The organism is Mesorhizobium sp. M0768, assembly GCF_040320195.1.
In the GTDB taxonomy this organism is placed as follows: domain Bacteria; phylum Pseudomonadota; class Alphaproteobacteria; order Rhizobiales; family Rhizobiaceae; genus Mesorhizobium.
Genome location: NZ_JAMYPD010000019.1, coordinates 84,916 through 104,608, shown reverse-complemented (window position 1 = coordinate 104,608; position 19,693 = coordinate 84,916). Strand labels below are relative to the sequence as shown.

Here is a 19,693-nt window from a genome sequence, read left to right as displayed (position 1 = left end):
TGATGAAAGCAGTGGGATGGCGGAACTGAAGTCGATCGAACCGTTGAGCAGACCACCGCTGCTGCACGTCACCGTGCAGGAAAGCCTCCGGGCCTATATCGAAAGCAACCAGCTCAAGGCCGGCGATCCCTTGCCGCCGGAGACGTTCCTGGCGCAGCGGCTCGGCGTCGGCCGCAACTCCGTGCGGGAGGCCATCAAGGCGCTGGAATCGATCGGCATCCTGGAGACGCGGCGCGGCATCGGCGTGTTCGTCAAGGAGTTCTCGTTCAAGCCGCTGCTGGATAATCTTGCCTACGGCTTGCAAGATTCGCTGCGCGATGTCGAAGAGCTGCGCGAAATCCGCCGCGTGCTGGAAACCGGCCTCATCGCCAAGACGATCGAGATGATCAGCGCCGAAGATATCGAAGCGCTGCGCCAGTTGACCGAGCGCATGCGGCAACGTGCCGAGCGCCATGAGAGCTTCGCCGAAGAGGACCAGCAATTCCATCAGCTGCTGTTCCGCTGCCAGAACAATCGCATGCTGAGCGCGCTGATCGACATCTTCTGGATGGCGTTCAACAAGGCCTCGAATTTCACCAATCTCGACAATCCGACGCCGCTGGCGACATGGCGCGACCATCACGAGATCGTCGAGGCTGTCGCCGCCAAGGATGTCGACCAGGCGCGTCGGCGGCTCGACGACCACTACCGGGGGATCCAGCAGGTTATCGCCAAAAACCGAACAAGCTGAAGAACAAGCTGACTATGCCAAGGGAGGAAACCATGCGCATCAGGACCATCGCATTCTCAGTCGCCGGGCTACTGCTCGCCAGCATTGCCCCATTGACCAGTGTCCAGGCACAAAGCGCCAAGACCATTGCGGGCGGCTTCGACGTCGGCCCGGGCGGTTTTCCCAAGAACTTCAACCCGCTGGTCGCGACCGGCGGCTACACCTGGCTCAGCACCTATTTTGAACCGCTGGTCATCTACAATGCCGGACTGACCGAGATCGAAGGCGACCTCGCCAAGGACTACAAGATCAGCGACGACCAGCTGAGCTATACGTTCAACCTGGTCAACGAGACCTGGCACGACGGCAAGCCGTTCACCTCGAAGGATGTCAAGTTCACCCTCGAGCTTGCCAGGAACAAGGCCTCCGGCAGCCTGTTTGCCGCCCGTCTCGCCGACATCGCCTCGATCGATGCGCCGGATGACCACACCGCAGTGGTGAAGCTATCGAAACCGAACGGATCGTTTCTATCGATCCTGTCGCAGCTGATGATCCTGCCGGAGCATGCCCTGGCCGCTCTGCCGCCGGAATCGCTGGCGACAAGCACCTGGTGGTCGACCACTCCGGTCGGCACCGGCCCGTTCAAGTTCAAGCGCTACGTGACCGACCAATATGTCGAACTGGCAGCCGATGACGATTATCGCGGCGGCAAGCCGAAGGTAGACGTGCTCATCAACCGCTATTTCGAGTCGCCGGCGGCGGCCGTTGCCGCGCTCCGTGCCGGCGAAATCCAGTTCACTTATGTCGAGCCCGACGATGCGGCATCGTTCAAGAGCGACAGCAATTTCAAGGTGATCGAAGGTGCCTCGTACGTGGTCAACTATATCGGCCTGAGCCAGAAGGTCGACCTGTTTAGGGATATCCGTGTCCGCCAGGCGATCATATACGCGATCGATCGCAGCGCCATCATCGACAGCCTCTACGGCGGTGCCGCCGAGCCAGCCAATTGCGGCTATGTCGCGCCGCATCTCGTTCCCGCAGGCCTCGAACCCTATGCCTACGATCCGGCAAAGGCCAAGGCGCTGCTGAGCGAGGCGGGCTGGGACAAGATCAACGGCGACAAACCGATCACTCTGCTGACCTATTACGGCTCGCCGCAAGCGGCCAACGTGATGGCCGCCATCCAGTCGATGCTGGCCGAAGTCGGCATCAATGTGGTGCCGCGGGTCGTCGATACGCCGACCTACAATGGCATCGTCTACAAGCAAGGCACGCCGGACTGGAACGCCTTTCCGATGGTCTATGCCGGCCTGCAGAATGGCCCCAACCCGGCCGGCCTCAATCCCGGCCTCAACAAGTCGCAGATCCCGCCGGCAGGCTTCAACACCATGCGCATCGGGTTCGACGATCTGAGCGCTGCATTGGACGCCGCGCTAGGCCAGACCGATCCGGCCAAGCTCGATCAATCCTGGCAGGAGGTCTGCAAGGTGATGAACAAGGACCTGCCCTGGGCGACGTTGTGGGTGGCCAACCGCTATGGCGTGGCGTCGACCAAGCTGCACGACTTCGTCTGGACGCCGGCGCCGGGCGGCGGCCCCTACGCAGCTCACCCCGAGCGCTGGGACATCCAGTAAGAAACCCGCAAGCAAGCGAGCAGGCGGGACCACTTTGGCGCCGCCTGCCACCGCCACGGAAAGCCCATGCTGAGCTTCATCGCCCGCCGCAGCGCCACAGGATTGCTGATGCTGGTCGCGCTCAGCGTCCTCATCTTCATCCTGTTGCGGCTGGCGCCGGGCGATCCGATCGACGCCTATATCAACCCATCGGTCCCCATGTCGGCTTCCGACCTCGAGGGCCTGCGCGAACGGCTCGGGCTCGATCGGCCGCTTCCCGTGCAGTATCTCGCCTGGCTGCGCGCGGCGCTGAGCGGTGACTTCGGCTATTCGATCCAGCGCAGCGGCGTTGCCGTGCTGCCACTGGTCATGGAACGCATCGGCCCGACGGCGCTGCTGATGGGTACGGGCCTGGCGATCGCCATCGTGCTCGGCATTTCCGCCGGCATTTTCAGCGCGGTGCGCCGTAACGAACCATCCGACATCGCGCTGTCAGTGCTGTCGTTTATCGGTATCTCCAGCCCGGCTTTTCTGACAGCGCTGCTCGGTCTCTATTTCTTCTCGGTGCTGTTGCGCTGGGCGCCGTCCGGCGGCATGCAGACCGCGGGTGCGCCGTTCTCGGCGACGGATGTGCTTGCGCACCTCGTCCTGCCCGCCTGCCTGCTGTCCGTCGGCCATGCCGCGCTGATTATGCGTTACATGCGCGCCTCGCTGCTGGAAGTGCTCAACCAGGATTACGTGCGGACGGCGCGCCAAGGGCGTGCGCGAGTTCTGGGTTATCATCAAGCATGCAACCCGCAACGCGCTCTTGCCGGTCATTACCTTGATCGGCTCGACTGTCGGCATCGCCATCGGCGGCGCCATCTTCCTGGAAAGCGTGTTCAACTGGCCGGGCATGGGACTGCTTCTGGTCAATGCCGTCGGCACCCGCGACTACCCGGTGATCATGGGCGCCACGCTGGTGATCGGCGTTTGCGTCATCCTGGTCAACCTGTTGACCGACGTCGTCTATGCCGTCGTCGACCCGCGCATTCAGGTGGCGTGATGGTAATCACTGCGCCGGATACGACAGCCGTGCCGCAGACCAAAGGCCCGCTCCGCCGCGCGTTCGACCGCTTTTTCGAAAACCGCGCGGCGCGCGCCGGGCTTTTGATCGTCATCCCGATCCTGCTGGCGGTTTCGACGTATCCTTTGTGGTGGCCGTTTGGTCCTAACACCATCGACCTCCGAGCAATGAACAAGGCGCCGTCGGCCATTCATTGGCTGGGCAGCGACGGCGTCGGGCGCGACCTCATGGCCCGGTTGCTACAAGGCGGGCGGATCTCATTGCTGGTTGCCGTCAGCTCGGTCGCCATCTCCACCGTCATCGGCTTCCTGGTCGGTGCCGTCGCCAGCTTTGGCGGGCGCCTCGTCGACGGCACGGTGATGCGTCTGGTCGACCTGGCGATGACGCTGCCGCCGGTGATCTTCCTGCTGGTGCTGGCTTCGATTGCCGGCACCGGTATCGCCCCGACCATACTGGTGATCTCGCTGCTCTCCTGGCCGGTGCTGTCGCGCATGGTGCGCGCGCGGCTGCTCGAACTGCGCGAGCGCGATTTTGTCGTCGCTGCCCGCGGCATGGGGGCAGGGCTGCCGCATCTCTTGTTCCGGCACGGCCTGCCCAATTGCATCGATATCCTGGTCGTCTACGCCACCTTGCAGATCGCCAACGCCATCCTGCTCGAGGCCGGCCTGTCCTTCCTCGGCCTCGGCATCGCACCGCCCGAAGCCAGCTGGGGCAACATGCTCAATCTCGCCCGCTCCACCGTGGTGCTTGAAAATTACCCCTGGCAATGGATGTTCCCGGGCGCCGCACTGGTGCTCACCGTGCTCGCCATCAATTTCATCGGCGACGGCCTGCGGGACGCATTCGACCCCCGCTCCGATCTCAACTGACCTCAAAGGTTTATCAAAATGCCCCTGTTTACCGGCGTCGTGCCACCTGTCGTCACCCCGCTCAATGCCGATTTCAGCATCGACTTTCCGTCGTTCACCCGCACCATCGAGAACCTGCTCGACGGCGGTGTTCACGGGCTGTTCGTGCTCGGTTCGACCAGCGAGGTGGTCTTCCACGACGAGGCGGGCCGCAGGGCCGTCCTCGAGCACGCGGTCAAGGTCAATAACGGCCGGGTTCCGATCTTCGCCGGGGTCATCGACCCGACGACCGACCGCGTCATCAACCACGCCCGGATCGCCAGATCGGCCGGCGCCGACGCCATCGTCGTCACCGCGCCGTTTTATACCCGCACCAGCCAGCCGGAGATCGGCGACCACTTCCGCTATATCAAGGATGCGATCGACATTCCGGTCATCGCCTACGACATCCCGGTCTGTGTCCACGTCAAGCTGGAGCGCAAGACCACGGTCGGCCTCGCCAGGGAAGGCGCCATCGCGGGCATCAAGGATTCCAGCGGCGACGACGGCAATCTGCGTTACGTGCTCAAGGACATGGCCGACGACCCCGGCTTCTTCGGCATGACCGGCTCCGAGATCCTGGTCGACAGCGTGCTGGCGATGGGTGCGCATGGCGTCGTGCCGGGGCTCGCCAATGTCGACCCGCATGGTTATGTCAGGCTGTGGAAGCTGACGCAGGCGGGCCAGCATGCCGAAGCCCGCCTGGAGCAGGAGCGGTTGCTGAAACTGTTCGAGATCGTCTGGATCTCGCTCGGCAGGACCAGCGCCGGCTCGGCCGGCGTCGGCGCCTTCAAGGCGGCGATGAAGAGCCTCGGCATCATCGGGTCGAACACCATGGCGCGGCCGCAGCGCAGCCTGAACGACGAGGAAACCGCAAAGATCGACATGATCCTTCGCGATGTGGGGCTGCTCCGCTGAGCGCCATGCCGATCCTCTCGATTTCCGGCCTGCGCGCGGTGTTCCGCGTCGCGGGGCGCGACATCGCGGCGGTAAGGGATGTCGACCTGACGATCGGCTCCGGCGAGACGGTGGCGCTTGTCGGCGAATCCGGGTCCGGCAAATCTGTCACCAGCCTGTCGATTATCGGCCTGTTGCCAAAGAGGGTCGGACATATCGCCGAGGGGTCGATCGCGCTGCGGCGCAAGAACGGCACGGTTACCGAGCTGACCAGCCTCGATGCCGAGTCGCTGCGCAAGATACGCGGCAATGAGATCGGCATGGTGTTCCAGGAGCCGATGACCAGCCTCAACCCGGTCTACACGATCGGCGAGCAGATCGCCGAACCGATCCGCATCCATCTCGGCAAATCGCACCGCGAGGCAGAAGCAGATGCGGTGCGGCTGCTGGAACAGGTCGGCATTCCCGATCCGAAGCGGCGGGCGCGGCAATATCCGCACGAACTTTCGGGCGGGATGCGCCAGCGCGCTACCATAGCCATGGCCCTGTCCTGCGATCCAGGCTTGCTGATCGCCGACGAGCCGACAACCGCATTGGACGTCACCATCCAGGCCCAGATCCTCGATCTTTTGGCCGACCTGCAGGCGCAGCGCGGCATGGGCATCCTGTTCGTCACCCACAATCTCGGCGTCGTCGCCGAAATCGCCGACCGGGTGGCGGTGATGTATGCCGGGCGTATCGTCGAAACAGGTCCGGTGAGCGAAGTGTTCGCCCGTCCGCGTCATCCCTATACGGCAGGGTTGATGCGCTCGGTGCCGCGGCTCGGCCAGGCCACGGCGCTGAAGGCGGCGGGAACGCCGCTGCCGACCATTGCCGGAAATGTTCCGTCGCTCGCCTTGCTGCCCAAGGGCTGTTCCTTCGCGCCGCGTTGCCCGATGGCTATCGCTGCCTGCCGCGCTGCGGTCCCTCCATTGTTTGGGGCGACGCCGACCCAGCAAAGCCGCTGCCTGCGTTGGGAGGAGCTCTGATGGCCGACGCCCCTTTCCTCGCTGTCAAAAACCTGACCAAGCATTTTGCGCCGACAGCGTTCTCGCGCGGACCCGTCGTAAGGGCGTTGGAGGATATTTCTTTCGATATCGGGCGTGGCCAGGTGGTCGGCCTGGTCGGCGAATCCGGCTCCGGCAAGACGACGATCGGCCGCTCGGTGCTGCGTCTGATCGAGCCGACATCCGGCCAAATCAAATATGACGGCACCGACATCACCAGGCTGGGTGCCGCCCAGTTGCGCCGCCAGCGCCGCAAGATGCAGTATATTTTCCAGGATCCCTTCGCCAGCCTGTCGCCGCGCATGACGATCGGGCAGATCCTCACCGAAGGCCTGGACATTCAAGGCATCGGCAAGAAGTCCGAGCGGCGGGCGAAGGCCGAGAAGGCACTTGCCGCGGTCGAGTTGCCGGTCGACGCCTATGACCGCTACGCCCATGAATTTTCGGGCGGCCAGCGCCAGCGCATCGGCATCGCCCGGGCGCTGACGCTCGAGCCGGAATTCATCGTTGCCGACGAGCCGGTCTCGGCACTCGACGTCTCGATCCAGGCGCAAATCATCAATCTGTTGCGCGACCTGCAGCTCCGGCTCGGCCTGACCATGCTGTTCATTTCGCACGATCTGGCTGTCGTCGAGTACATCTGCGATACGGTCATCGTGCTCTATCTCGGGCGCATCATGGAGGTTGCGCCGGCGGCCGAGCTTTATGCCCGGCCGCAGCATCCCTACACGCGCGCGCTGCTGTCGGCCATTCCGTGGCTCGACCCGCTGGCCAGGCAAGGCCGGCAGGTGCTCAAGGGCGATATTCCAAGCCCGGCAAACCCGCCGTCGGGCTGCGTTTTCCGAACCCGTTGCCCGTTCGCGCTGGAAGCTTGCGCCGGGGCTGTGCCGCCGCTGAGGGCGACAGCCGAGGGCCATCTGAAGGCCTGCATTCGCGACGACATCGCTTAGGTTTTCTGCCCTCGGCCTACGGGAGAACTTGGGCGAGATGGACAAGGTCGTCGGCCACAAAGTCCCAGCTCTCAAGAGGCGAGAGATCGGTCGTCTGCGCCGGGCCATGCTCTTTTGGCCGAGCAACAAAGGCGGTTCCGATACCGCACCTTCGTGCCGCAGCCAGGTCGTCATTGTGCGCGGCGACCAACACGGCCTCCGCAGGTCGCACCCCCAGGATCTCCACGGCGCGGAGATAAGCCTGCGGCGCAGGCTTGTAGGTGCCGAACACATCCGAGCCAAGGACGGTGTCCCAAGGCAGGCCGGCGCGCTTGGCCATATCCAGCAACAGCCGGGTATTGGCCCCTGATAAGGGCACGATGATGAAGCGTTCCTTTAGCCTCGCAAGGCCTTTCAGCGAATCGGGCCACGGCTCCAGCCGGTGCCAGGCGAGGTTGAGTTCCTCAAGTTCGGCGGTCGGCAGCTCGGATGGGGCCAGCCCGAACTGGACGAGGGTGGCGTCCAGATTCTCCCTGTTGATTACGTCAAGTGACACGAAAGGCCGCTGCCCCGTCCGCACCGCCTCGGTCGAGGCGTCATAGCGCGACGCCCACGCATCGGCGAATTCACCGGGATCGACCTGCTCTGCACCAACTCGCGCGAGGAAGGCGCCGGCCTCCCTTGCGATACCGCTGCGCCAGTCAACGACGGTTCCCAGAACATCGAAGAATAGAACTCGAGTAGTGGTCATTGAGCTTTCCTCCGACCTCATTGAAACGTCGCCGACGCCAACCCATATGCAATGCGCGTCGGATGTTTCCTCCCATTCGTCCGGCGCGTTCCCCTCTGAAGGTTTTAGACCTTCACATCTGGCCGGGCTTTGCAGCCCGGCCTTTTTTTGCGGGGTAAGTGAGCGAGCCGAGATCATGGCGCAGGCGTGCCCAGCGTATCGATGCGTTTCGCCAGCGCCGCGGGATCGCCAAGCACGCGCAGCGTCTTCAGCCGAGCGGTGCCGCCGGCGGCGATCGAGACGCCCGATGCCGGCACGCCAAGCGCCTTGGCAACCAGCCTTTCCAGCGCTCGATTGGCGGCTCCGTTTTCCGGCACGGCGCGGACGCGGGCTTTTAGATAGCTTTGCCCATCCACCGATGTTTCGATGCCCTCCAGCCTGTCCATCGCCGCTTTCGGCGTCAGCCGGACGAACAGGTCGATGCCCTCGGCGCGAAGTCGAAAGAAACGGTTCGTCCCGTGACTCACATCGATCCGATACCGAACATCGGCTGAACGGTCGTGTCTAGGAACACGCTGATAAATGTCAGCGCAAGCAACAGGATGATCGGCGAGATATCGATCCCGCCAAGGTCCGGGAGGACGCGGCGGATCGGCCGCAATGCCGGCTCGGTCAGCCGATAAAGCATGTTGCCGATAGAGTCGACAAGCTGGTTGCGCGAGTTGACGACGTTGAAGGCGTAAAGCCACGAGAAGATAGCCGCACCAATCACAATGTACCAATAGATATTAATCGCGGCATGCAGCGTATAAAAGACTGCGATCATCGGTTGCTCCTTGCGAACGCCCGACATGTAGCCACTGTAGGTGAAAGCGGCAAGAGCCGCCTTCCGCCGCATGGCGAAGCGGGACGAACGGCCGAGCGGCATTTCGGCAGCAAGCGCAGCCTTGACAGGAAACCGCAGCGGCCGATAAAAGCCCCATCCGCTGGACGGGGCTGTAGCTCAGCTGGGAGAGCGCGTCGTTCGCAATGACGAGGTCAGGAGTTCGATCCTCCTCAGCTCCACCAGCGGATTTTTTCCGACCCTTTGCCTGGATGAATTCCAAGGAAATCCTCCTTGGATTCGCGGCGTCTCTCAGACGAAGCTCGCGAACGCATTGCAGGCCTGCTGGCGGCTTGGCACTATCGTTGCCGGGTGGATTCACATCGGCGACGTAAAGACCCTCTACACCAGTAGCTTATGCGGCCTATTGCCACTGCGCCTCGTCCTTGCCAGACTTGGTCCGTCTTCAAAACCGAGGGGAATTCACCATGACCAGCACGACAAGGCGTGATTTTGTAGGTCTTACAGGAATGGCAGCGACTGCCCTGGCCGGCGCTGTTGCAACACGAGCTACCGCTGCGGAAAGCGACGTATCGCCATCGTTCGATGAGGTTCTTCAAGAATACAATCAAAACAACACAGAAAGGACTAGATCAAAGCTGGCGATCTATGTGGTCCTTTCTCATCTGCACGCCAGTCTCGAGGAGGAATTTAGCGACCTTGGGCTAGAGCTGCCTTTAGGGAAAAAGGCCTTGCCATCGAACCTGCCGGCCAATTTCGCCGACGCGCAGGTTGCACCCCTTCCTTGGCTCTTCAAGCCCTCGGAAGTTACCGACCACGAACGAAACGGCTATGCGACGATTGCAATGCGAATGAACGCAGTGATGGCAAGACACACCGCCGACGTGAGTGTCGGGGTTTCGCATATCATGTCGCACAAGGGATAACCGCGACCTTGCCGGCGAGCACGGCACGTCAGGCGAGCACAACGCCGGCCGGCGATTTGTTGTTGCGGGCGAACCGATTACCTGTTTTCGCGAGGCGACTGCGCTGCGAGAGTCCTCACAATGGATAAATCCCTCCGGGACGCGCCGCGCGAGATAGCAAAGCTCTCGGCACCACGGCCAGTGGGAATTGTCAGCCGTCCGCGCGTAGTGGCGCTGCTGTCGCAGGCCCTCGACAGCGGTGCATGCTGGCTGGCTGCGCCTGGTGGATACGGCAAGACCACCGCGGTGATCGACTTTCTGGAACACGGCGGGCGGGAACAAGGCGGGCTGAAGCAAGGCGAATCGGCGTACAACTGGTATCGGGTCGACACCGAGGACCAGGACGTTGCGCGCCTTTTCCACTATCTGACGCTGTCGCTCGACGGCAGGCATGCCGGCATGCCGGTCTTTGGTCCGGAATATGCCGACAATTCCGGCGATTTCGCGCGGCTGTTCTTCCGCACCTATTTCTCGCGGCTTGATCCGGGCACGATCCTGGTCCTCGACGATCTGCATCGTGCCGATGCGCCAGGCTTTCGCCGGACGCTGGCGATCCTGTTGCGCGAACGCCCCAACACTGTCCGCTGCATCTGCACATCGCGGATGCTGCCTGAGGGCGACGTCGCCGACCTCGTGCTGTCGGGACAGTTGCCGGTGCTCAACCAAACGCTGCTGGAGTTTTCGCCTGGGGAGGCTCGCAACCTCGTCACCGCCCGCTCGCAATCGCCGTCCGAGGTCGGCGACATTTCGGAGGCGCGCGGCTGGGCGGTGGGCCTTCTCCTGCTGGCCAACGCCGGAATGTACTACCCGCTTTCGCAGACCGGCCTTGCCGGGGGCGCCGGCCTTCGGGAGATTGTCGGACGTTATTTCCTGCGCGACATCGCGCCGGAGGACCAGGATCTGCTTATCAGGCTCAACGTTCTGCCGGAGATCAGCACGGAGCTTGCCGATGCGTTCCTGGGCTCGCCGCAGGCTGCTCGCCTGCTGGTGCGGCTGCAGCATCGCCAGCTGCTGATCACGCGCGACGGTCCGGGCGGCGCCGCCTTCCAGCTGCATGACTTGTTGCGCGAATACCTTGCCGGCCTACTGGACCGGCGCGTGACGGAAGCGGACCGTTCCAGGCTGCGCGAGCAGGCAGCAAAGGTCCTGCACGAGGCAGACAAAACCGACGCGGCAATCGTGCTGGCGTTGCAGGCGGGCGCCTGGCCGCTGGCACGCCAGCTCATTCTGGAGTGCGCTAACGGCGTTCTCACGCAAGGGCGCAGGGCCAGCTTCGTCGAATGGTGCAACAGGCTGCCCCCCGACCAGATGGACGGGTGGGTCCATTATTGGCTGGGCGTCGCCTTCGCATCGGACGATGCGAAGGCCGAACCGCACTTCTCCAAGGCATGGCAAGCATTCGAGAACACCGACATGCGCGGCCAATGCCTGACGGTCGCGCGGGCGGTCGTGGTCAAGACCGCCAGTTGGCGTACGCATGAGGGGCTGGCGGATTGGACGCGCCGAGCCTCACAGCTTCTTGCCAGGGGATTGCCGGAGTTGGATCCGGAGGAACTCATGATGGTCAGGCTCGGCATCCTGCGGGCCGTCGATTTCGCCGAACCTGGCGAATTCGACGCCCATGACGCGAAGCGCCTCGTGAATGATATCCAGCAGCGCCTGACACATCTGCCGATCGAGGATTCGGTCGAGTTGCGCCTGCTGGCAAGCGAAGCGCTCATCGACTACGCGACCTCGTCGGGGCAGCGCGACATTTTTGCCAATGCCGTGGACAGCGTTGCCGCCGATCTCGAACATCCGGATATCCCGCCGCTGGTGCTCGGCATGTGGCTGGTGTCCTTTGGCTCGGCCAGCGGCCGTTACTTCCCCTATTCGCGGCGCGGTTTTGTCTATGCCTCGGCCGAGGATGCGTTGCGACGCGCAACGGCGATAGGCGAGCAGCACGCCTTACGGGGCGTCGAGTTCAGCGCGCTCTATCAGCTTCAATTGCTGATGAAGCTTCACAACAGGTTCTCGGAATTCAATGCGCTCGTCTCCCGGCTGGGCGAGATCGCGGACAGCAGGTTCACAACCCAGGTCGCTGTAGTCGCCGACTGCCACGCGGCGATGCACACGCGCAACGGCGACTTCGTCAAGGCTTATCTCGACTGCGATGCCTTCATGGATGCGATCGAGCGGGCGAATGAGCCGATGATCGAACGCTGGCCGCATTACGTCACCAAATACCAGGTCCTGCTGGCCGATCGGCGTCCAGCGGAGGCCATTGCGCTACTCCAGGAGATCGTCGAAAGGCTGAGCGGCGGCCCTCGCCAGCGGGTCGAACTCAACATTCTGGCCGCTCGGGCCCTGGAGCAGAAGTGGAAAGGCGGCGCGTCCTATGGCACTCGTCTGGCTGAATTCATGGAGGTGTTGCGCCAGGTCAACCCCTCCGCAATCCTGCTCAACCTGCCGGACCTATTGGCCGATCTGGTCGCCGATGCGCTGGAGCGAAAGATCGACGTCGATCTCTGCCGCCGCGTCGTTCGGGCGCGATATCTGGTCCCGCCCGCTGGCCGACCCGTCCAGTGGCCTTGGCCGCTCAGGATCCACTTGATGGGAGGCTTCCGCCTCGAGATCGATGGTGCCGAGGTCGCGCCCGGTGCCAAACCTACCCGCGCTCTCGACATATTGCGCATTATCTGCCTGTCGAGGGATCAGGTCTGTTCGGTGGAAACCCTGCAGGATTGGCTCTGGCCCGACCTCGACGGCGACCAGGCCAAAGCGGCCTTGGAGCAGGCGCTGCATCGTCTGCGCAAATTGCTCGGGCAAGGCGAGCTCGTAACGCTGAGAGAGGGCCGTTTGCGGCTCGCTGCCGACAAGGTCTGGATCGATCTGCAGGATTGGGAAGACCGGCTGAAACCCGTTCTGTCGGGCCAAAGAGACAGCGCAATCGAGGAGCAGGAGAAACTGCTGGAAGGCTTTGTCGGCCCGCTTTTCTCGAATGGCCCGACGCCCGCTTGGTCGAACGCCGCGGCCGACCGGGTGCGGGACGGGTTGGTCGAGCTTGCCGTGCGGGTCGCCAAACACTGGCAGAGCCAAGGCAACGCAGATCGGGCACGCCAAGCGTGCCGGCGTGCGCTCGATTTCTACCCGGAATCGGCCAAACTCCATGGCACGCTCATCCAGGAGAGCCTCTCCAGAAACGACCATGCCGGCGCCATCGAGGATTACCGGCGCTATGAACGCGCGCTCGCTTCGACCGGCGATGACGAGCCCTCGCCTTTGCTGCGTTCGCTCGTGCGCCCGCTTCTCTAGACCGGTCATCGTTTCACGGAAACGCCGAACCGCTCTATCTCTTTATTTTTGCGCAATTCCGGACGGAAAACCGTTCCACACTTTTCCTGGAATTGCTCTGGCGCAGCTCGGAACTCTGTAAGCCGTCCGTAAGTCGCGGTCTGGGAATCTCGGCCCGTCGATCAAAACCGATCGCCGGAGGCCTGAAGCCCCCGATACCAACACTCACAGGAAGGAAAAGGTCATGCCGTATACTGCCAGAGCAACTTCGAGAGTGCGTGCCGGCACCATCCGCGCTGGAGCCACAAGACTTTCCGACCAGCTCAGGATCGGGCCTTGGTCGCTCCTCTCGCCCGAAGCTGTCATACAGCAAAAGTACAACTCCCTTGGAGGCGCCGGCTTCGCCGAGATCGACAGGAAGGACACTGGAAAAGCCTGGTATCTCAAGAACGGCTCATGCATTTGTTACAACGATGCCATGCACGACGCCTTTGAGATCCATGGCGAAATCTACAGGAAGTGGATTGCGCTTGGCGGTCTCGCATGGGGCATTCCCTGCACCGACGAAACCGGAACTCCCGACGGCGTCGGCCGATACAATCACTTCAACAACAATACCGCTTCGATCTACTGGACACCGAATACCGGTGCTCAAGCGATTTGGGGGGCAATTCGCGGCAAATGGGCAGCAATGGGCTGGGAGCGCTCGGTTCTCGGCTATCCGGTCACCGACGAAACCGGAACTCCCGACGGCGTCGGGCGCTACAACCATTTTGCCAATGCCGGCTCGATCTACTGGACACCGAACACAGGAGCCAACGTGGTGTACGGTGACATCCGCAAGAAGTGGGAGAGCCTGGGCTGGGAACAGTCATATCTGGGATATCCCACGACCGACGAGACCGAATTTGCCGATGGTGGCCGTGCCAATCTGTTTGAAAACGGCGGCATATACTGGTGGCCCGACACCGACGCGATCGACCTTCGAGATGTCGTCGTCCACTATACCGGCCTCCATTGCTTCGGCGAGACCGACTGGGATCAGGGATCGAGTGCGGACGAACCCTATGTCATCGTCAGCGTGACAACGCCGCAGATCGCCGACACCAAGCGCAGCCAGGTCTATGGCGATGTCGATGCCGGAGATACGAGACCCGACCTTATGGAAATCTATCGAGGCAAGCCTTACGGCATCAATATCGGCACGGTGCTGATGGAAAACGATTTTGGCGACCCCAACAAATACAAGGACGAGGTGCAGAAGATCGTCATGGGCGTCCATACGGCGGGCACGCTCGCTTTGGGCCTCATTCCGGTGGCAGGACCTATCATTGCCGCGATAGCCGGCCCGGCCCTGGGATCCTTGATGCCATCGATCGGCGGCGCGATCAGCGATCTCTTCGATTGGGGCGATGACAGGATCGGGAGCGCGACAGTAACCATCTCCGCAAAGCAGATGGTGTTGCTCGCTGCACGCACGAACAATACCACCTTCAGCGGGATTGGATTCAAGGTGGAAACGCCCCTGATTTCCGGCGATGGGGCTTCCTACAAAGCCTATTTTGGCTTTGTGCCTGCCTAGGCCAATCGCCTCGGCAAAACCTTCGCCGAGACAATCAAACTTACCAGCCCCGCCTTCCATTGGCGGGGCTGCCACTTCGCGACTGAGAGTTTCCGTAGCGGTCGTCGCAAGGTGCGGTCCGGATGCGGCAGCGGCCGATCAGCATAGCGGGCAAGCTGTCGTTGCCTAACCCCGCACAGCCCGTAGCGCCGCCATGAACGCGGCTCCTTCGGCCCGAACGATGGAGACCGCATTAAGTGCGGTCACCTCAACGACGCGGCCGCAGCCAACGAGGCCGAACGGGACCGGCGGAAACCGGATCAGGCGGTGCGCAACCCGCCGCCATGACAGCCGAGATCAATCAGGATGGAAAGAGAACGGTGACAAGAGCGGGCATGCATCACACCAGCCCGCGCTTGGCCATCATCGCTTCCGGGGAAGGCATCTTGCCGCGGAAGGCGGTGTAGAGTTCTTCCGGGTCCTTTGAACCGCCGGCGGCGTAGATGTTCTTGCGCAGCCGCTCGGCCAGCGCCGGATTGAAGGGATCGCCTGTTTCCTCGAAGGCGGCGAACGCGTCGGCGTCAAGCACTTCCGACCACATGTAGGAGTAATAGCCGGCAGAATAGCCATCGCCGGCGAAGATATGGCCGAAATGCGGGGTGCGGTGACGCATGGCAATGGTGTCAGGCATGTCGAGCTTTTCGAGCGTCTCGGCTTCGAAACGAAGCGCCTGTTCCGGTGCATCCGGCCGGGCGTGGTAGGCCATGTCGACCAACGCCGAGGCGGTGAACTCGACGGTGGCGAAGCCGGCGCCGAAAGTGCGTGCCGCCAGCATCTTGTCGACCAGCGCCTTTGGCATCGGCTTGCCGGTCTTAATATGCAGCGCATGCTTTTCCAGCACCGCCGGCACCGTCAGCCAGTGTTCATAGAGCTGCGACGGCAGCTCGACGAAATCGCGGCTGACCGAGGTGCCAGCGACCGATGGCCAGGTAACGTCGGTCAGCATGCCGTGCAGCGCGTGACCGAATTCGTGGAACAGGGTCTTGGCCTCGTCGACCGACAGCAAGGCTGCCTCGCCGGCCGGCGGCTTGGCGAAATTCATGATGTTGTAGATGACCGGCTTGGAGCCATCGCCTAGCTTGTAGCCGGATTTCAGCGCGCTCATCCATGCGCCGGAGCGCTTCGAGGGTCGCGCGAAATAATCGGCGAGGAACAGGCCGCGCTCGCTGCCGTCGGCATTCTTCACCACGAAAACACGGGCGTCCGGATGCCAGGTGGCAATGCCCTTCTTTTCTTCGAAAGAAATGCCGAACAATCGTGTTGCCACGTCGAAACAGGCGTCGATGATGCGGTCTAGCTGCAGATACGGCTTCAGCTCGGCCTCGTCGAAGGCGAATTTCTCTGCGCGCAGCTTCTCCTGATAGAAGCGCCAGTCCCAGGCAGCGAATTTCTCGTTGCTGCCGGCCTCGGCCGCCAGCCGCTGCAATTCGGCCTGGTCGCTTGCGGCCTTTTCCACCGCCTTTTCCCAGACCGGATCGAGCAGCGCGTGCACCGCCTCCGGCGTCTTGGCCATGGTATCGTCGAGCTTCAATGCGGCATAGGAAGGATAGCCGAGCAGCTTCGCCTTCTCGGCGCGCAGGCGCAGCATGTCGCGCACCACTTCCGTGTTGTCGGTAGCGCCGCCATTCTGGCCTCGCATGATGAAGGCGCGGAACGCTGTCTCGCGCAGGTCGCGGCGTTCTGAGAAGGTCGAGAACGGCTCGTAGATCGAACGCGACAAAGTGACGGCGTAGTGGCCCTTCTGGCCGCGCATCTCGGCGGCTTCCGCCATCGAGCTTTTCAGGAATTCCGGCAGGCCGGCCAGGTCGGCCTCGTCGAGGAACAACGCCCAGTCGCGCTCGTCGGCAAGCACGTTCTGGCCGAAATTGGTGCCGAGCGACGACAACTCCTCGTTAATCGATGCAAGCCGCTTCTTGCCTTCGGCGTCGAGCCTGGCGCCGGAGCGGACGAAGTTTTTCCAGGTCTTTTCCAAAACCCGCAGCGTTTCGGCATCGAGCTTCAAAGCCTCGCGGCGCTGATAGAGATCGTCGATGCGGGCAAACAGTCGCTCATTCATCGAAATCGCCGAGTAATGCCGCGACATTTTTGGCGAGATGTCGCGCTCCAGCGCCTGGATCGCCTCATTGGTGTGGGCGCCGGCGCGGCACCAGAAGATCGAGGAGACATGGTCGAGCGCCTCGCCGGCAAGCTCGAGCGAGGCAAGCGTGTTTTCGATCGTCGGCGTCCCGGTGTTGCCGGCAATCGCCTCGATCTCGGCCTCATGCGCCTTCAGGGCCGCGTCGAAGACCGGAGAAAAATCGCCGTCGCCGATGCGCGTGAAATCGGGCAGGCCGAGCGGCCCTTGCCATGCGGTCAGCGGATGGGCGGCGAGGTCGACGGTTGACGGCATGGGCAAACTTTCGCTGGGTGGGCGGGAGAAGCGGATCGTCACCGATGTAAGGCGCCGGCCCGTTGCGCGCAACAGCACGCCTGGTTAACGCCGATGCGTGCCCACGACTCGTATGCGAACCAGAATGCCCACTCGCGCGCAGTGCAGCAAAAAGTGCACTGTAACGGTAATTCCCATCTATAATAATCTAAAATCCATGGTCTCGTTGTAAAATTCAGGCATCATTTCGTTTCCGAGATAGATGACGCTTCCGTGACTATTTCTAATTTTATTTAGGTTAGATTTAGACAGCTTGAACACACGACTAAAGTATGCGTCGTATGCTTTCCTCACATCGCCTTCCGCCCAGTCTAAATTATAGTACATTCTGCCAGGCAACATTACATCGCCGCGCCACAGATTTATATCATATTCAATTACCGGAGATAATCTTGAACTAACTTGCAAACATTTATTTTCAGCGTCACGCTCAAGGACTATGTTGTTTAAAAAATCCTTTGACGATATCAGAACTCTTCTGTTTTTAAAAGACCGTTCTTCTTCTCGGATGGGCTCCCAAAAAATGGGGGTATCGCCATCTTCGATGGACGGCTTGACGAATACTATATTCTCAACACCCTTGGACAAGGCATGGTTGAAAACGATTTCATCTCTGTGCGACAGGAAAAGATTGAATTGCTTGCCCATCATTGCCCTCCAACACATAAGATTTCGAATTCCGATAATAGTGCACTTTTGCAGGGCGCGACCGTCGTTGTGAGTGGATTGACCGCATGGCTTGTCGCATTGGCGTTCCCACCTGCGTAACCACGTGACGTGGACAGGTCCGAATTGACGCCGGCAATTCCAGCGCCTATCCCCCGAGAAGCTCAAGACCAAATTTCGTCAGTAGCCGTCGCAGTTTTCGGCGATTGCGGCCTGCGAACTGGCGGTGATCTGGTCGTTGGCGACCGCAAAGGTCTCCTGCATCAGCATGTCGTTGCTGGGAAAATCATAGCAGGCGATGACAGTGGTGACGCCGCCCTCCGATTTCTTGATCCGATGGCGGATTTCGGCCCCGGCGACGGCGCCTTGCCACTCGGCGATCGAGGCGATGAATTCCTGCCTGCTTTGCACGACGCCGAGGTCGTCGAGCTTGATGCGGACGTTGTCGGCGAGCAGATCCGACAATTCGGTGCGGTCGGCGACGAGCAGTGCCGAATACCAGCGATCGATGATCGCGCTATCGTCGGCACGGGCGACATTTGCCGAGCACAGCAGTGCCGCCGCCGCGAACGCGTCCCGAGCTCGCATCATGCCTCACCTCCTACTCCGTCTCCGGTCGCTCGAAATCGCCTGTGTCCTTGTTCATCACCCAAAGCTCGCCGGTCGAGATGTCGAACCAGGCGCCGTGCAGCGATAGCCGCCCCTTGCCTTCGAGGATCGAGACGCAAGGGAAGGTACGCAGATTGGCGATGGAATAGCGGATCGAGATGCGCTCCAACGCCGTCTGGCGCTCGGTCGCGGTCATGAAGGTGCTCGACGATACGGTCTCGGCCGCGGGCGCGATCAGGCTCATCCACTTGCCGATGAAATCGCCCGGCGACAAGGGTGCGGCCGTGGTGTCAAGTGCCGCGCGGATGCCGCCGCAGCGGCCGTGGCCCATCACCACGATGTTCTTGACCTTGAGGCTCTGCACGGCAAATTCGAGCGCCGCCGATGTCGAGTGGAACTGATCGTCGGGCGCATAGGGCGGCACCAGATTGCCGACATTGCGCAGCACGAACAGCTCGCCGGGCCCGGCATCGAAGATCGCTTCGGGCGCGGCCCGCGAATCGCAGCAGGCGACGATCATCGTTTCCGGTGCCTGGCCCTCCCGCGCCAGCGAGCGATAACGGCCGCTTTCGGTGAGATAGCGACCGCTCATGAAACTGCGGTAGCCGGTGAGAAGATGCTCGGGAAGATGGGGCATGGGCAGCGGTGGGAGCCTTTCCGGGTTGAAGGCAGCTCGGTTCAATCCCGAAAGGCTCTAGCGCATCGGCCCGAAAATCGGAACCGATTTTCGGAAAGCGGGATGGCGTGGTTTCGACGTACCAGCCCGTGTTTTGACACGGGTGAACGAACGCCGCCATTAATCGGCCTCAGAACCGCAGATTGGCGGTTCGACTATTCCGCGATGTCCAGCAGGGTCGATATCAGCAGCCGGCGCTCTTCGGCGGAGAGAATGTCCGAATCGAACAGGTTCATGCTGCGCAGCCCTTCGATGGCGAGATAGCAGACCAGCAGCGCCTTGAGGTTCGGCGTCTCCTGCTTCAGCCGCTCGAATAGCTGCCGCCTGAACGATTTTATCGGCGTCAGGAAATCGGGATCCTCGGCAATCGCCGAAAATATCCAGGATGCCGACGGTTTCGATTCCTCGGCATGCTCGGCCGACAGCTTGATGTAAGTTGCAAGCGGGCTTTCGCCGTTGACGCCGGCCGTGCGGGCGGACTCCAGGGCCTGCTCGAAGGCGCGCAGGTAATCCTCCACCAGCGCCTGCATCAATTTCGCCTTGGTCGGGAAATTGTAGAGAAGACCGCCCTTCGACACGCCGGCACGGCTGGCGACCGCATCCAGCGACAGGCTGCCAGGACCCGTCTCGCGCGCCACGGCGGCGGCGGCGGCGAGGATCTTCTCGCGCGAGTTTGCTCTGCGGGCCTTCATCAAGCGTTCCCCATTCATTAGCTTAGGCGGAATTGACAAGAC

At 62.0% G+C, this 19,693-nt stretch carries 17 protein-coding genes, 1 tRNA gene and 1 pseudogene; 11 read left to right on the top strand and 8 right to left on the bottom strand.

What is annotated here, in order from left to right; translation table 11 throughout:
* Nucleotides 1-16: 16 nt before the first annotated feature.
* From NKI08_RS22525 to NKI08_RS22495, 7 genes and pseudogenes are all read left to right on the top strand, one after another.
* Nucleotides 17-730, top strand: a complete 714-nt coding sequence (locus NKI08_RS22525) for a FadR/GntR family transcriptional regulator (protein ID WP_352683724.1) — start codon at nucleotides 17-19, stop codon at nucleotides 728-730.
* A gap of 32 nt (nucleotides 731-762) precedes the next feature.
* Nucleotides 763-2,343: an ABC transporter substrate-binding protein gene (locus NKI08_RS22520; protein WP_352772189.1), complete on the top strand. Its 1,581-nt coding sequence runs from the start codon at nucleotides 763-765 to the stop codon at nucleotides 2,341-2,343.
* A 66-nt stretch (nucleotides 2,344-2,409) separates the two neighbouring features.
* A pseudogene (locus tag NKI08_RS22515) lies at nucleotides 2,410-3,367 on the top strand (ABC transporter permease).
* Nucleotides 3,367-4,257: an ABC transporter permease gene (locus NKI08_RS22510; protein ID WP_352772186.1), complete on the top strand. Its 891-nt coding sequence runs from the start codon at nucleotides 3,367-3,369 to the stop codon at nucleotides 4,255-4,257. The pseudogene NKI08_RS22515 and the gene NKI08_RS22510 overlap by 1 nt, the downstream one beginning before the upstream one ends.
* 18 nt (nucleotides 4,258-4,275) lie before the next feature.
* Nucleotides 4,276-5,193, top strand: coding sequence for a dihydrodipicolinate synthase family protein (locus NKI08_RS22505; protein ID WP_352540881.1), 918 nt, complete (start codon nucleotides 4,276-4,278; stop codon nucleotides 5,191-5,193).
* On the top strand, nucleotides 5,190-6,200 hold the full coding sequence (locus NKI08_RS22500) for an ABC transporter ATP-binding protein (protein WP_352540952.1): 1,011 nt from the start codon (nucleotides 5,190-5,192) through the stop codon (nucleotides 6,198-6,200). Before NKI08_RS22505 ends, NKI08_RS22500 begins: the two co-directional genes overlap by 4 nt.
* Nucleotides 6,200-7,168: an ABC transporter ATP-binding protein gene (locus NKI08_RS22495; protein ID WP_352540882.1), complete on the top strand. Its 969-nt coding sequence runs from the start codon at nucleotides 6,200-6,202 to the stop codon at nucleotides 7,166-7,168. Before NKI08_RS22500 ends, NKI08_RS22495 begins: the two co-directional genes overlap by 1 nt.
* A gap of 16 nt (nucleotides 7,169-7,184) precedes the next feature.
* Here NKI08_RS22495 and NKI08_RS22490 read toward each other — a convergent pair whose 3' ends face one another.
* The 3 genes from NKI08_RS22490 to NKI08_RS22480 form a co-directional block, all read right to left on the bottom strand.
* The gene (locus tag NKI08_RS22490) at nucleotides 7,185-7,898 is read right to left on the bottom strand and encodes a haloacid dehalogenase type II (protein WP_352540883.1); all 714 of its coding nucleotides are present in this window, start codon (nucleotides 7,896-7,898) and stop codon (nucleotides 7,185-7,187) included.
* Nucleotides 7,899-8,071: 173 nt separating this feature from the next.
* Nucleotides 8,072-8,404 (bottom strand): DUF167 family protein, encoded by a 333-nt coding sequence (locus tag NKI08_RS22485; protein ID WP_352772182.1) that lies wholly within the window; start codon nucleotides 8,402-8,404, stop codon nucleotides 8,072-8,074.
* Nucleotides 8,401-8,703 carry a YggT family protein gene (locus tag NKI08_RS22480; RefSeq protein ID WP_292657287.1) on the bottom strand — a complete coding sequence of 101 codons (303 nt, stop codon included), beginning with the start codon at nucleotides 8,701-8,703 and terminating at the stop codon, nucleotides 8,401-8,403. The genes NKI08_RS22485 and NKI08_RS22480 overlap by 4 nt, the downstream gene beginning before the upstream one ends.
* Nucleotides 8,704-8,869: 166 nt before the next feature.
* Here NKI08_RS22480 and NKI08_RS22475 point away from each other — a divergent pair.
* The 4 genes from NKI08_RS22475 (at nucleotide 8,870) to NKI08_RS22460 (ending at nucleotide 14,541) form a co-directional block, all read left to right on the top strand.
* Nucleotides 8,870-8,945: transfer RNA gene (locus NKI08_RS22475), tRNA-Ala, on the top strand.
* A 243-nt stretch (nucleotides 8,946-9,188) separates the two neighbouring features.
* The gene (locus tag NKI08_RS22470; protein WP_352772180.1) at nucleotides 9,189-9,647 is read left to right on the top strand and encodes a hypothetical protein; all 459 of its coding nucleotides are present in this window, start codon (nucleotides 9,189-9,191) and stop codon (nucleotides 9,645-9,647) included.
* A gap of 120 nt (nucleotides 9,648-9,767) precedes the next feature.
* Complete coding sequence (locus NKI08_RS22465) at nucleotides 9,768-12,980, top strand: AfsR/SARP family transcriptional regulator (RefSeq protein WP_352772178.1); 3,213 nt, start codon at nucleotides 9,768-9,770, stop codon at nucleotides 12,978-12,980.
* Nucleotides 12,981-13,203: 223 nt separating this feature from the next.
* Complete coding sequence (locus NKI08_RS22460) at nucleotides 13,204-14,541, top strand: LGFP repeat-containing protein (protein ID WP_352772175.1); 1,338 nt, start codon at nucleotides 13,204-13,206, stop codon at nucleotides 14,539-14,541.
* A gap of 379 nt (nucleotides 14,542-14,920) precedes the next feature.
* On the opposite strand, the gene NKI08_RS22455 is transcribed toward NKI08_RS22460, so the two are convergent.
* The 5 genes from NKI08_RS22455 to NKI08_RS22435 form a co-directional block, all read right to left on the bottom strand.
* The gene (locus NKI08_RS22455; protein ID WP_352772234.1) at nucleotides 14,921-16,975 is read right to left on the bottom strand and encodes a M3 family metallopeptidase; all 2,055 of its coding nucleotides are present in this window, start codon (nucleotides 16,973-16,975) and stop codon (nucleotides 14,921-14,923) included.
* A 171-nt stretch (nucleotides 16,976-17,146) separates the two neighbouring features.
* A complete protein-coding gene (locus tag NKI08_RS22450; protein ID WP_352772172.1) occupies nucleotides 17,147-17,656 on the bottom strand; it encodes a hypothetical protein in 510 nt (169 codons plus the stop codon).
* Between the two features lie 198 nt (nucleotides 17,657-17,854).
* Entirely contained in the window at nucleotides 17,855-18,262 is a 408-nt protein-coding gene (locus NKI08_RS22445; RefSeq protein ID WP_352772231.1) for a nuclear transport factor 2 family protein, read from the bottom strand.
* 13 nt (nucleotides 18,263-18,275) lie between these two features.
* The gene (locus NKI08_RS22440) at nucleotides 18,276-18,920 is read right to left on the bottom strand and encodes a carbonic anhydrase (protein ID WP_352480025.1); all 645 of its coding nucleotides are present in this window, start codon (nucleotides 18,918-18,920) and stop codon (nucleotides 18,276-18,278) included.
* Nucleotides 18,921-19,114: 194 nt separating this feature from the next.
* Complete coding sequence (locus NKI08_RS22435; RefSeq protein WP_352683701.1) at nucleotides 19,115-19,651, bottom strand: TetR/AcrR family transcriptional regulator; 537 nt, start codon at nucleotides 19,649-19,651, stop codon at nucleotides 19,115-19,117.
* Nucleotides 19,652-19,693: the final 42 nt, after the last annotated feature.